Here is a 12583-nt window from a genome sequence, read left to right on the forward strand (position 1 = left end):
GAAGGGAGGTCTTTCTCATGAACCGCCTTAAAGAAAAGTATGTAAAAGAAATTACACCTGCATTAGTTTCTAAGTTTGAATACAAATCAGTAATGCAAGTGCCAAAAATCGAAAAAATCGTGATCAACATGGGTGTTGGTGACGCTGTTCAAAACGCTAAAGCAATCGATACTGCTGTTGAAGAATTAACGTTTATCGCTGGTCAAAAACCTGTCGTTACTCGTGCGAAGAAGTCTATTGCTGGATTCCGTCTACGTGAAGGAATGCCAATCGGTGCGAAAGTAACACTTCGCGGAGAGCGCATGTATGATTTCCTTGATAAACTTATTTCTGTGTCTTTACCACGTGTACGTGACTTCCGCGGGATTTCTAAGAAATCTTTCGACGGTCGTGGAAACTACACGCTTGGTATTAAAGAACAGTTAATCTTCCCAGAAATTGATTACGATAAAGTAACAAAGGTCCGCGGTATGGATATCGTTATCGTTACTACTGCCAATACGGACGAAGAAGCACGTGAGTTATTAACTCAAGTAGGTATGCCGTTCCAGAAATAATCAATGAAAGGGAGGCGAAATCGTGGCTAAAAAGTCTATGATTGCGAAACAACAACGCAAACAAAAGTTTAAAGTTCAAGAGTATACGCGCTGCGAACGATGTGGTCGTCCACATTCAGTTATTCGTAAGTTTAAACTTTGCCGTATTTGTTTCCGCGAACTTGCATATAAAGGACAAATTCCTGGCGTTAAAAAAGCCAGCTGGTAATCCCCATAAATGGGAAGGAGGTTATTAAATAATGGTTATGACAGATCCGATTGCAGATTTGCTGACTCGTATTCGCAATGCGAACATGGTACGTCATGAGAAGCTAGAAGTACCGGCTTCAAAAATCAAAAGAGAAATTGCTGAAATCTTAAAGCGTGAAGGTTTTATCCGTGACGTTGAGTACGTCGAAGACAGCAAACAAGGAATTATCCGTTTGTTCCTTAAATACGGCCAAAACAACGAACGTGTTATCACTGGTCTTAAAAGAATCAGTAAACCTGGTTTACGCGTATATGCGAAATCAAATGAAGTACCACGTGTACTTAACGGACTTGGAATCGCAATTATTTCTACATCACAAGGTGTTTTATCGGACAAAGAAGCCCGTGCTAAACAAGCTGGTGGAGAAGTACTTGCTTACGTATGGTAAAAAAAGTTTAAGATGAATGGAGGTGCTTGGTATGTCTCGTATAGGTAAAAAACTAATCGAGATCCCTTCAGGAGTTACTGTGACAAACAACGATAACACAGTGACAGTAAAGGGACCAAAAGGTGAACTAACTCGTGCATTTCACCCTGATATGGAAATTAAAATTGAGGACAACGTCTTAACTGTAAGCCGTCCGTCTGAAAATAAAGAACACCGTGCATTACATGGTACAACACGTAGCTTGATTGCAAACATGGTTGAAGGTGTATCTAAAGGTTTCGAAAGAGGTTTAGAACTTATCGGTGTCGGTTACCGTGCAGCTAAATCTGGAAACAAACTTGTTCTTAACGTTGGATACTCTCATCCAGTTGAAATCGTTCCTGAGGCTGGAGTTGAAATCGAAGTTCCATCTCAAACGAAAGTAATCATTAAAGGTATCGATAAAGAGCGTGTAGGAGCTCTAGCTTCTAACATCCGCGCTGTCCGTGCTCCAGAGCCTTACAAAGGTAAAGGAATTCGTTACGAAGGTGAATTCGTTCGCCGTAAAGAAGGAAAAACTGGTAAGTAAGATCGCTTAATGTGAAGAAAGGAGTGACTCGGATGATTACGAAAACTAGCAAAAACGCTACTCGTCTTAAAAGACATGCTCGTGTTCGTGCGAAACTTTCAGGTACTGCTGAAAGACCTCGCCTTAACGTTTTCCGTTCTAACAAGAATATCTACGCTCAAGTAATTGATGATGTTAACGGTGTAACACTTGTAAGTGCTTCTACTCTTGATAAAGAGTTAAAGATCGAGAATAGTTCTGACACTGCAGCTGCTACGAAAGTTGGCGAACTTGTTGCAAAACGTGCTGTTGAAAAAGGAATCTCTAACGTGGTATTTGACCGCGGAGGATACCTATATCATGGACGTGTAAAAGCTCTAGCTGAAGCTGCTCGTGAGGCTGGACTTAAATTTTAATAAAAGAAGGAGGGACACATCCGAATGAGTCGTATTGACCCAAGCAAATTAGAGTTAGAAGAACGCTTAGTTACGGTTAACCGCGTAGCGAAAGTTGTTAAAGGTGGACGTCGTTTCCGTTTTGCAGCTTTAGTTGTTGTCGGTGACAAAAACGGTCATGTAGGTTTCGGTACTGGTAAAGCACAAGAAGTACCAGAAGCGATCCGCAAAGCTGTTGAAGATGCGAAAAAGAATTTAATTGAAGTACCAATGGTTGGAACTACAATTCCACATGAAATCATCGGTCGATTCGGTGCAGGAAACGTTCTATTGAAGCCTGCTTCAGAAGGTACAGGAGTTATCGCTGGAGGCCCAGTTCGTGCGGTACTTGAGCTTGCTGGTCTAGCTGATATCCTTTCTAAATCTCTAGGTTCTAATACACCGATCAACATGATCCGCGCAACACTTCAAGGTTTAAGTGAGCTTAAACGTGCTGAAGATGTAGCGAAGCTTCGTGGAAAATCTGTAGAAGACCTGTTAGGATAAGGAGGGAACAATAATGGCAAATAAATTAGAAATTACCCTCAAACGCAGTGTAATCGGTCGCCCTGAAGATCAGCGTGTCACTGTTCGTACTCTTGGTCTTAAGAAAACAAACCAAACAGTCGTACATGAAGACAATGCAGCGATCCGCGGCATGATTAACAAGGTGTCTCATTTAGTTTCTGTTAAAGAACAATAAAACATTTTTAATCGATAAGGAGGTGCCCAAATGAAACTTCATGAATTGAAGCCTTCAGAAGGTTCACGTAAAGTACGCAACCGTGTTGGTCGTGGTATTGGATCAGGTAACGGTAAAACTTCTGGTAAAGGTCATAAAGGTCAAAACGCTCGTTCTGGCGGCGGTGTACGCCCTGGTTTCGAAGGTGGTCAGATGCCTTTATTCCAACGCCTTCCAAAACGTGGTTTTACAAACATCAACCGTAAAGATTACGCGGTAATCAACTTAGACAGATTAAACAGTTTTGACGAAGGAACGGAAGTAACTCCTGAACTTCTTCTAGAGACTGGTGCAATAAGCAAGTTAAAAGCAGGAGTAAAAATTCTTGGCAACGGTAAATTAGAAAAAAAATTAACTGTAAAAGCCAATAAATTCTCTGCTTCTGCGAAAGAAGCGATTGAAGCTGCTGGCGGTACAGCCGAGGTGATCTAACTTGTTTAAGACAATCTCCAATTTTATGCGCGTGAAAGATATACGGAATAAGATTATATTCACACTTTTAATGTTAGTCGTCTTTCGTATAGGTGCTTTCATCCCTGTGCCTAATGTGAACGCCGAAGTTCTCCAGGCACAGGATCAAATGAGTGTTTTCGGAATCCTCAACACGTTTGGGGGCGGGGCACTTTTCCAATTCTCCATTCTTGCAATGGGGATTATGCCGTATATCACTGCTTCGATCATCATTCAGCTCTTGCAGATGGATGTTGTTCCGAAGTTTACTGAGTGGTCAAAGCAAGGAGAGGTTGGCCGCCGAAAATTAGCACAATTCACAAGGTATTTTACAATTGTTCTAGGATTTATCCAGGCGCTAGGAATGTCATATGGATTTAACAATATGGCAGGAGGCATGCTGATTGAAAACCCTGGTGTTTCAACGTATCTCTTAATTGCGGTCGTACTCACTGCGGGAACAGCATTTTTAATGTGGCTGGGTGAGCAGATTACTGCTCACGGTGTTGGTAACGGTATTTCGATTATTATCTTTGCCGGTATCATCGCTGGTATCCCTCAAACATTAAAACAAGTGTACGCTCAACAATTTGTAGGTGGAGATGGACAGCTGTTCATGCAAATCCTTAAAATTGCCCTTATTGTCATTGCCATTCTTGTCATTGTTATCGGTGTTATTTACATTCAAATGGCAGTGAGAAAGATTGCAATTCAATATTCAAAGGGAACTGGCCGTGCACAAATGTCTGCTAGTCAAGCAACGCACCTTCCATTAAAAGTGAATCCAGCAGGGGTGATTCCAGTCATCTTTGCCGTTTCTTTCATTATTACTCCGCAGACGATCGCATCGTTCTTCGGAACCAATAATGTGACAACTTGGATAACCAACAACTTTGACTATACTAAGCCAATCGGTATGACGATTTATGTAGCACTGATTGTTGCTTTCACATATTTTTATGCCTTTGTCCAAGTCAATCCTGAACAAATGGCTGAAAATCTGCAAAAGCAGGGTGGCTATATCCCGGGAGTTCGTCCAGGGAAAATGACTCAAGATAGAATTACGAGCATTTTGTACCGACTCACGTTTGTGGGCGCCATTTTCTTAGCCGTGATTTCAATACTTCCTATCTTTTTCATTCAATTCGCTGGATTACCTTCCGCTGCACAAATTGGCGGCACAAGTCTTCTCATTGTTGTAGGTGTTGCACTTGAAACAATGAAACAGCTTGAAAGCCAATTAGTGAAACGAAATTACCGTGGATTTATGAAATAAAACAGAGGGCTGGGCAGCTGCCCAACCTCTCTAAGTAAGGAAGGGGAAATCCGAAATGAACTTAGTCTTAATGGGGCTTCCGGGTGCTGGTAAAGGCACTCAGGCAGAACGAATTGTTGATGATTATGGGATCCCTCATATCTCAACAGGAGATATGTTCCGCGCTGCTATGAAAGAGGAGACACAACTTGGGCTCGAAGCAAAATCCTTTATCGATAAAGGAGAGCTTGTTCCTGATGAGGTCACAATCGGTATTGTTAGAGAAAGACTTGGCAAAAATGATTGTGAACAAGGTTTTCTTCTGGACGGATTTCCGCGAACAGTCGCTCAGGCTGAAGCTTTAGAAGAAATTCTAAAGGACCTTGGCAGAACGATTGATTATGTCATTAATATTAAAGTCGATAAAGATGCTTTGATGGAGCGTCTGACTGGCCGAAGAATTTGCAAAAATTGCGGAGCAACATATCATTTAGTATTCAATCCACCTGCGAAAGAAAATGTTTGCGACAAGTGTGGAGGCGAGCTTTATCAACGTGCAGATGATAATGCAGAAACCGTTTCGACTAGACTTGAAGTAAACTTAAAGCAGACTGAACCTTTACTGAACTTCTATTCAGAAAAAGGATATCTTGTAAACATTGATGGTGCGAAGCACATTAACGATGTGTATGCAGATATCAAGGACCTGCTTGGAGGATTAAATAAATGATTATCTGTAAAACTCCTCGCGAGCTTGAGATTATGAGAGAAGCTGGACGTATTGTCGCACTGACTCATGAAGAGCTGAAGAAACATATAAAACCAGGTATTTCGACAAAAGAATTGGATCAAATTGCCGAACGTTTTATTACAAAGCAGGGTGCAATCCCATCTTTTAAAGGGTATAATGGTTTTCGCGGGAGCATTTGCGTTTCGGTGAATGAAGAACTCGTTCACGGTATTCCTGGTAAACGGGTTTTACGTGATGGTGACATCATTAGTATCGATATTGGCGCAAAGTTAAATGGCTATCATGGTGACTCTGCTTGGACTTATCCAGTTGGGGTAATCAGTGATGAAGACCGCAAACTACTGGAAGTCACAGAGGAATCTCTATATAAAGGCTTACAGGAAGCAAAGCCAGGCGAACGTCTGTCGAACATTTCCCATGCCATACAAACGTATGTTGAAAATGAAAATTTTTCAGTTGTTAGAGAATATGTTGGACATGGGGTCGGACAGGATCTTCATGAGGACCCTCAAATTCCTCATTATGGTCCGCCCAACAAAGGCCCGCGGCTAAAACCTGGGATGGTGTTGGCCATCGAACCGATGGTGAACGCAGGCAGCCGATATGTGAAAACATTGGCTGATAACTGGACGGTTGTAACGGTTGATGGGAAAAAGTGTGCTCACTTTGAGCATACGATTGCGATTACAGATACAGGTTTTGATATACTGACTAAGATTTAGGTCTTCACTGAAGCCTTTCAGGCCCAAATCGGGCAGGTTGTCTGTATAGTCCAAAGAAAGAACAAGATCAGTATACAGGTGTCATCGGCATGTTCGTTGGCTGCCATGTACTAATCGCAGACGGAGAAAAGCGTAAATTTCATTCTCCTAAGAAAAAATATCAATCATATAACCTTTTATGATTGCGTATCTCCGGAAGTTCAGAACAGTATATTCAAAACAGGTCGGGTGATAGATGAACAATTGAGAGATTCTCATTTGGACATTTGTCAGAGAGCAAGTTACTGATTTGAAGAAGGGAGAACACTTGAATGGCGAAAGACGATGTAATTGAAGTGGAAGGTACTGTAGCAGAAACTTTGCCAAACGCAATGTTCAAAGTTGAACTAGAGAATGGTCATACAGTTTTGGCTCATGTATCAGGAAAAATCCGTATGCACTTCATTCGCATTTTACCTGGAGACAAAGTTACGGTAGAATTATCTCCATATGACTTAACTCGTGGTAGAATTACGTACCGTTACAAATAAAGCAACTCCGGAAGAAGGAGGTTGGAAACACATGAAAGTGAGACCATCTGTTAAACCTATCTGTGAAAAATGTAAAGTGATTCGCAGAAAAGGAAAAGTAATGGTGATCTGTGAAAACCCAAAACATAAACAAAAACAAGGCTAATAACAAGGAGGTGCCCAAATCATGGCTCGTATTGCTGGTGTAGATATTCCACGTGATAAGCGTGTTGTCATTTCTTTAACATATGTTTTTGGAATTGGTCGTACGACTGCGCAACAAGTCCTTAAAGAAGCAGGTGTTTCTGAAGACACTCGCGTTCGCGATCTAACTGAAGACGAACTTGGTAAAATCCGTGATATCATTGACAAACTTAAAGTAGAAGGTGACCTTCGTCGTGAAGTTTCACTTAACATTAAGCGTCTAATTGAAATCGGAAGCTACCGCGGAATCCGTCATCGTAGAGGACTTCCTGTTCGTGGACAAAACACAAAAAACAACGCGCGTACTCGTAAAGGTCCGCGTCGTACTGTAGCTAACAAGAAAAAATAAGTAAAGGAGGTAGTTAAAGAATGGCTGCTGCTCGTAAACAAAATACGCGTAAACGTCGCGTGAAAAAGAATATTGAAGCTGGAATCGCTCATATCCGTTCCACTTTCAACAACACGATTGTAACGATTACTGATGTTCATGGAAACGCAATTTCTTGGTCAAGTGCTGGTGCATTAGGATTCAGAGGTTCTCGTAAATCTACTCCTTTCGCTGCACAAATGGCTGCTGAAACTGCTGCTAAAGGTTCTATCGAACACGGTCTTAAAACACTTGAAGTAACTGTTAAAGGTCCTGGTTCTGGTCGTGAAGCTGCAATTCGTGCACTTCAAGCTGCAGGTCTTGAAGTTACTGCAATTAGAGACGTAACTCCAGTTCCTCATAACGGATGCCGTCCACCAAAACGTCGCCGCGTGTAATTTGTTTGTATAGATTTTGTGTCCCTGTCAATAATGGGTTATGATACAGTTATTTATGAGACGAATACACGACTCGTTGCCTGAGCACATACGGGACTAAACAATGAGGAATTTCGGATGGAATCTCATATGATTCTATTCGAGGTTTCGACGTTTTGAAGGAGGGTTTTATTAGATGATCGAAATTGAAAAACCAAAAATCGAAACGGTTGAAATCAGCGACGATGCCAAGTATGGCAAGTTTGTCGTAGAGCCACTTGAGCGTGGATATGGTACCACTTTAGGGAACTCCCTTCGTCGTATCCTTTTATCCTCACTTCCTGGTGCAGCTGTAACATCGATCCAGATAGATGGTGTCTTACACGAATTCTCAACGATCGAAGGCGTGGTTGAAGATGTTACAACGATTATCTTAAACATTAAAAAGCTTGCACTCAAAATCTACTCTGAAGAAGAGAAGACGCTTGAAATTGATGTACAAGATGAAGGTACTGTAACAGCTGCTGATATTACACACGACAGCGATATTGAAATCTTAAATCCAGATCTTCACATCGCAACTCTTGGCAAGAATGCGAGCTTCCGTGTTCGCTTAACTGCACAAAGAGGTCGCGGGTATAATCCTGCTGATGCAAACAAAAGAGACGATCAGCCAATCGGTGTGATTCCGATCGACTCAATCTATACACCTGTATCTCGTGTGACTTATCAAGTGGAGAACACCCGTGTTGGGCAAATCACAAACTATGATAAATTAACACTAGATGTATGGACTGATGGAAGCACAGGACCGAAAGAAGCGATCGCTCTAGGTTCTAAGATTTTAACTGAACACCTGAATATTTTCGTTGGGTTAACTGACGAAGCTCAGCATGCTGAAATCATGGTTGAGAAAGAAGAAGACCAAAAAGAAAAAGTGCTTGAAATGACAATTGAAGAGCTTGATCTTTCTGTTCGTTCTTACAACTGTTTGAAGCGTGCGGGTATTAACACTGTTCAAGAGCTTGCTAACAAGACAGAAGAGGATATGATGAAAGTTCGTAACCTTGGACGTAAATCTCTTGAAGAAGTGAAAGCGAAACTAGAAGAACTTGGACTGGGTCTTCGTAAAGACGATTGACTAGTTTCATTGTGAACTAGGATTTTCGTGTGTTTTTTATTCATACAGCATCTCTAATTAAGGAGGGGACATCACATGGCATACAGAAAGCTAGGACGCACTAGTGCACAACGTAAAGCAATGCTTCGTGACCTAACGACTGATTTGATCATCAACGAACGCATCGAAACAACTGAAACACGTGCGAAAGAACTTCGCTCTGTAGTTGAAAAAATGATCACTCTTGGCAAACGCGGAGATCTTCATGCTCGCCGTCAAGCTGCAGCTTACATTCGTAATGAAGTAGCTAACGCTGAAACAAACCAAGATGCACTTCAAAAATTATTCGCTGACGTTGCAACTCGCTACGAAGATCGCCAAGGTGGATACACTCGTATCATGAAGCTTGGACCTCGTCGCGGCGATGGCGCACCAATGGCTGTCATTGAATTAGTTTAATCACATATCGTGTATCTAAGAAAGGGCGGGACAGTTCATAACTGGATCTATGCCCTTTTTTAGGTACTACGGCTTTTTTAGGAATAAGCAAAGAAGAGGTTGAGCTGAGAGGAGGTCCGGTAGAGATGGGGAAGACATTAATTGACGTAAAGGACATTGTATTTCGTTATCACAAGGATGCGGACAAGCCCGCTTTAGATCAAGTGTCACTGCATGTGAATCAAAATGAATGGCTCGCCATTGTTGGTCATAACGGTTCAGGTAAATCCACACTTGCCCGTGTGCTGAATGGGCTCATTTTACCGGATGCTGGTACGGTCAAGGTTGGAGAGATTGAGCTCAAAGAAGAAAGTGTTTGGGATATTCGCCAAAAGGTTGGAATGGTCTTTCAAAACCCAGATAACCAATTTGTGGGCTCAACAGTTCGTGATGATGTGGCTTTTGGTTTAGAAAATAACGGGGTTGAGCGGGAATTGATGATAGAACGTGTAGATTGGGCTGTCAAACAGGTCAATATGCAGGAGTTTCTTGATCAAGAGCCGCACCATCTATCAGGCGGGCAGAAGCAGAGAGTCGCCATTGCAGGTGTGCTTGCCGCAAGCCCTGACATCATGATCTTGGATGAAGCAACATCAATGCTTGATCCGATTGGCCGTGAAGAAGTGTTAGAGACTGTTAGACTACTGAAGGAACAAGGAACGGTCACAGTCATTTCCATCACACATGATTTAGACGAGGCTGCCAAAGCAGACCGCGTCATTGTGATGAATGGCGGGAAGAAATTTGCCGAGGGAACGCCAGAGGAAGTATTTGAACTAGATGAACAGCTGGTTCAGATTGGACTTGATCTGCCATTTTCCTATCGATTGAGCAAGCAATTGAAGCAGCAAGGTGTGCCGCTTGCAAATGCCCATTTGACACAAGAAGGATTGGTGAAAGAGCTATGGACATTACGATCAAAGAATTAGAGCATCGTTATCAAATGAAAACGCCGTTTGAGCGTCTCGCTTTGTATGATGTCAATGCTTCCATCAAAGAGGGCAGCTATGTCGCTGTCATTGGTCATACGGGCTCTGGTAAGTCTACATTGCTGCAGCATTTAAATGGATTGCTCAAACCAACGAAGGGGAGCATTGCGCTTGGAGAGACAGTTTTACAAGCCAATAAAAAGCAGAAGGATATGAAACCCCTCCGGAAAAAGGTAGGCATCGTGTTTCAGTTTCCTGAGCATCAGCTCTTTGAGGAAACCATCCTCAAGGATATCTGCTTTGGCCCGATGAACTTCGGTGTTCCTCAAGAGAAGGCAGAAGCGAAGGCGAAGGAGATGCTGAAACTGGTTGGTCTTCCTGAGTCCCTATTATCTCGATCTCCCTTTGAATTAAGCGGCGGTCAAATGAGACGTGTGGCGATTGCAGGCGTTTTAGCGATGGAGCCAGAAGTGCTTGTGCTTGATGAGCCGACTGCTGGGCTGGATCCACGCGGGCGGAAGGAAATCATGGACATGTTCTATGACCTTCATCAAAAGGCAAACCTCACCACGATTCTGGTCACACACAGTATGGAAGATGCCGCTCATTATGCGGATCAAATGATTGTGATGCATAAAGGGACAGTGAAGGCGACAGGTACGCCGAGAGAGTTGTTTGCCAATCGTACAGACATGTCTTCGTTTGGTCTCGACCTCCCAGAAACGATTAAATTCCAGCAGACTGTAGAAGAAAAGCTTGGTATTACGTTTCCAAGGCCGCTTCTGACGATGGATGAAATGGCAGAAGCCTTAACAGCTCTTTATCAGGAGGACACGACATCATGATGGATAGTATGATTATCGGCAAATATGTGCCAGGTTCATCCTTTGTCCATCGTCTTGATCCAAGGACAAAGCTGTTATCAATTTTCTTTTTTGTCTTTATTGTTTTTTTTGCTAATAATTACATCACTTACGGGCTTTTAGGTGTCTTTACCATCCTTGTGGTGATGGTTTCTCAGGTGCCGCTATACTTTATTCTCAAGGGAATGAAGCCGATCCTATGGATTGTCCTGTTTACCTTTATTCTGCATATTTTCATGACAAAGGATGGCGCCTTGCTATTCCACTTTGGTTTTCTGAATATTTATGAAGAAGGTTTAAAGCAAGGAATATTCATTTCACTCCGTTTTGTCTATCTCATCATGATGACGACACTTCTTACGTTAACCACAACGCCTATAGAAGTGACAGACGGGATGGAGAAGCTTCTGCACCCATTCCGTAAAATCAAACTGCCTGTTCATGAGCTTGCTCTCATGATGTCCATCTCTCTTCGGTTTATTCCGACGTTATTAGAAGAGACGGATAAAATCATGAAGGCACAAATGGCACGAGGTGTTGATTTTACAAGCGGGCCTTTAAAGGATCGCATGAAAGCCATCGTTCCTTTGCTTGTTCCGCTTTTCGTCAGTGCGTTTAAGCGTGCAGAAGAACTGGCGACCGCGATGGAAGCGAGAGGCTACCGCGGAGGAGAAGGACGGACGAAGTACCGTCAGCTTGTCTGGGGCATGAAGGACACGTTCACGCTGCTTTTATTCATCTTGTTAACAGCACTCCTTGTGCTGCTTAGAAATTAGGTGATTCCTAGATGAAGGTCAAATGTACCGTATCCTACGATGGGACACATTTTAAAGGCTATCAGGTGCAGCCAGGGCAGCGAACCGTTCAGACGGAGATAGAGTCAGCCCTTGCAAGAATGCACAAACAGGATGAACTGATTCCGATTGTGGCTTCCGGCCGGACGGACAGCGGTGTCCATGCAAAGGGACAGGTCATCCATTTTGACACCCCGCTCTCGATCCCGATGGAGAGATGGCCTTTTGCCCTTAACAGCTTGCTGCCGGATGATATCCGTGTTCTAAAGGCTGAGGAGGTCGATGACTCGTTTCATGCCAGATTTGGTGTTGTTTCGAAGGAGTACCGTTATAAGGTCTCAACGGAAACACACCAAAATGTGTTCACGAGACAGTATGCCTGCCACTATCCTTACCGGCTGGATATCGATAAAATGAGAGAAGCCGCTGAGCACCTGATTGGGACGCATGACTTTACAAGCTTCTGTGCGGCCAATACAGAGGTTCAGGACAAGGTGAGGGTTATTTATGCCCTCGAGTGGAAAAACGTCTCAGACGGGCTTGAAATGCGTGTGAGAGGGAATGGCTTTTTATACAATATGGTGCGGATTATCGCTGGAACGTTGCTTGAAATCGGTTCTGGTAAATTTCACCCCGAGGAGATAAAAGCTATGCTTGCCGCCCGAAATCGCGAAGCGGCAGGCAAGACTGCGCCTAGTCACGGACTGTATTTATGGGAAGTTTTCTATGACAACTAAACCAGGTGTAACATGTTCTTGACACAGGAAGCAGAAAGTTATAAGATATCATATGGTATGTATTTCAACCCCACAAATAAGCCCCGGAA

Annotated in this window: 21 protein-coding genes and 1 pseudogene; all 22 read left to right on the forward strand. The window is 42.9% G+C overall.

Going from position 1 to position 12583, the window contains the following annotated elements:
- Positions 1-17 precede the first annotated feature (17 nt).
- Positions 18-557, forward strand: a complete 540-nt coding sequence (gene rplE / locus NSQ25_RS00795) for a 50S ribosomal protein L5 (RefSeq protein ID WP_003217159.1) — start codon at positions 18-20, stop codon at positions 555-557.
- A gap of 22 nt (positions 558-579) precedes the next feature.
- Complete coding sequence (rpsN, locus tag NSQ25_RS00800; protein WP_008356542.1) at positions 580-765, forward strand: 30S ribosomal protein S14; 186 nt, start codon at positions 580-582, stop codon at positions 763-765.
- Positions 766-796: 31 nt separating this feature from the next.
- A complete protein-coding gene (gene rpsH / locus NSQ25_RS00805) occupies positions 797-1195 on the forward strand; it encodes a 30S ribosomal protein S8 (protein WP_007496327.1) in 399 nt (132 codons plus the stop codon).
- Positions 1196-1226: 31 nt separating this feature from the next.
- Positions 1227-1763 (forward strand): 50S ribosomal protein L6, encoded by a 537-nt coding sequence (gene rplF / locus NSQ25_RS00810; protein WP_024425602.1) that lies wholly within the window; start codon positions 1227-1229, stop codon positions 1761-1763.
- Positions 1764-1795: 32 nt separating this feature from the next.
- On the forward strand, positions 1796-2158 hold the full coding sequence (gene rplR, locus NSQ25_RS00815; RefSeq protein ID WP_008356544.1) for a 50S ribosomal protein L18: 363 nt from the start codon (positions 1796-1798) through the stop codon (positions 2156-2158).
- A 24-nt stretch (positions 2159-2182) separates the two neighbouring features.
- The gene (rpsE, locus tag NSQ25_RS00820; RefSeq protein WP_007496332.1) at positions 2183-2683 is read left to right on the forward strand and encodes a 30S ribosomal protein S5; all 501 of its coding nucleotides are present in this window, start codon (positions 2183-2185) and stop codon (positions 2681-2683) included.
- A 13-nt stretch (positions 2684-2696) separates the two neighbouring features.
- Positions 2697-2879, forward strand: a complete 183-nt coding sequence (rpmD, locus tag NSQ25_RS00825; protein WP_003217067.1) for a 50S ribosomal protein L30 — start codon at positions 2697-2699, stop codon at positions 2877-2879.
- A gap of 30 nt (positions 2880-2909) precedes the next feature.
- Positions 2910-3350, forward strand: a complete 441-nt coding sequence (rplO, locus tag NSQ25_RS00830; protein ID WP_003216888.1) for a 50S ribosomal protein L15 — start codon at positions 2910-2912, stop codon at positions 3348-3350.
- Position 3351: 1 nt separating this feature from the next.
- On the forward strand, positions 3352-4644 hold the full coding sequence (gene secY, locus NSQ25_RS00835; protein WP_007496334.1) for a preprotein translocase subunit SecY: 1293 nt from the start codon (positions 3352-3354) through the stop codon (positions 4642-4644).
- Between the two features lie 55 nt (positions 4645-4699).
- Complete coding sequence (locus NSQ25_RS00840) at positions 4700-5353, forward strand: adenylate kinase (protein WP_034283883.1); 654 nt, start codon at positions 4700-4702, stop codon at positions 5351-5353.
- Positions 5350-6096 carry a type I methionyl aminopeptidase gene (gene map, locus NSQ25_RS00845; protein WP_003217210.1) on the forward strand — a complete coding sequence of 249 codons (747 nt, stop codon included), beginning with the start codon at positions 5350-5352 and terminating at the stop codon, positions 6094-6096. The genes NSQ25_RS00840 and map overlap by 4 nt, the downstream gene beginning before the upstream one ends.
- A gap of 45 nt (positions 6097-6141) precedes the next feature.
- Positions 6142-6430 (forward strand): annotated as a pseudogene (locus tag NSQ25_RS00850) (RNA-binding protein).
- On the forward strand, positions 6408-6626 hold the full coding sequence (gene infA, locus NSQ25_RS00855) for a translation initiation factor IF-1 (protein WP_003217190.1): 219 nt from the start codon (positions 6408-6410) through the stop codon (positions 6624-6626). The pseudogene NSQ25_RS00850 and the gene infA overlap by 23 nt, the downstream one beginning before the upstream one ends.
- A 31-nt stretch (positions 6627-6657) precedes the next feature.
- Positions 6658-6771: a 50S ribosomal protein L36 gene (gene rpmJ / locus NSQ25_RS00860; protein WP_003156543.1), complete on the forward strand. Its 114-nt coding sequence runs from the start codon at positions 6658-6660 to the stop codon at positions 6769-6771.
- Positions 6772-6792: 21 nt separating this feature from the next.
- On the forward strand, positions 6793-7158 hold the full coding sequence (gene rpsM / locus NSQ25_RS00865) for a 30S ribosomal protein S13 (RefSeq protein ID WP_003217023.1): 366 nt from the start codon (positions 6793-6795) through the stop codon (positions 7156-7158).
- A 20-nt stretch (positions 7159-7178) separates the two neighbouring features.
- Entirely contained in the window at positions 7179-7574 is a 396-nt protein-coding gene (gene rpsK / locus NSQ25_RS00870) for a 30S ribosomal protein S11 (RefSeq protein ID WP_003217231.1), read from the forward strand.
- Between the two features lie 175 nt (positions 7575-7749).
- Positions 7750-8694 (forward strand): DNA-directed RNA polymerase subunit alpha, encoded by a 945-nt coding sequence (locus NSQ25_RS00875; protein ID WP_003217009.1) that lies wholly within the window; start codon positions 7750-7752, stop codon positions 8692-8694.
- 75 nt (positions 8695-8769) lie between these two features.
- Positions 8770-9132 (forward strand): 50S ribosomal protein L17, encoded by a 363-nt coding sequence (gene rplQ, locus NSQ25_RS00880; RefSeq protein WP_003216944.1) that lies wholly within the window; start codon positions 8770-8772, stop codon positions 9130-9132.
- A gap of 125 nt (positions 9133-9257) precedes the next feature.
- A complete protein-coding gene (locus NSQ25_RS00885; RefSeq protein WP_046314383.1) occupies positions 9258-10100 on the forward strand; it encodes an energy-coupling factor ABC transporter ATP-binding protein in 843 nt (280 codons plus the stop codon).
- Positions 10076-10945 carry an energy-coupling factor ABC transporter ATP-binding protein gene (locus tag NSQ25_RS00890; RefSeq protein ID WP_039175989.1) on the forward strand — a complete coding sequence of 290 codons (870 nt, stop codon included), beginning with the start codon at positions 10076-10078 and terminating at the stop codon, positions 10943-10945. Before NSQ25_RS00885 ends, NSQ25_RS00890 begins: the two co-directional genes overlap by 25 nt.
- The gene (locus tag NSQ25_RS00895) at positions 10942-11739 is read left to right on the forward strand and encodes an energy-coupling factor transporter transmembrane protein EcfT (RefSeq protein ID WP_034283880.1); all 798 of its coding nucleotides are present in this window, start codon (positions 10942-10944) and stop codon (positions 11737-11739) included. The genes NSQ25_RS00890 and NSQ25_RS00895 overlap by 4 nt, the downstream gene beginning before the upstream one ends.
- Before the next feature lie 11 nt (positions 11740-11750).
- Positions 11751-12494, forward strand: a complete 744-nt coding sequence (gene truA, locus NSQ25_RS00900) for a tRNA pseudouridine(38-40) synthase TruA (RefSeq protein ID WP_034283879.1) — start codon at positions 11751-11753, stop codon at positions 12492-12494.
- The last annotated feature ends 89 nt before the right edge of the window (positions 12495-12583 follow it).

It is taken from the genome of Bacillus sp. FSL R5-0512, assembly GCF_038593295.1.
GTDB classification, from domain to species: domain Bacteria; phylum Bacillota; class Bacilli; order Bacillales; family Bacillaceae; genus Bacillus; species Bacillus safensis.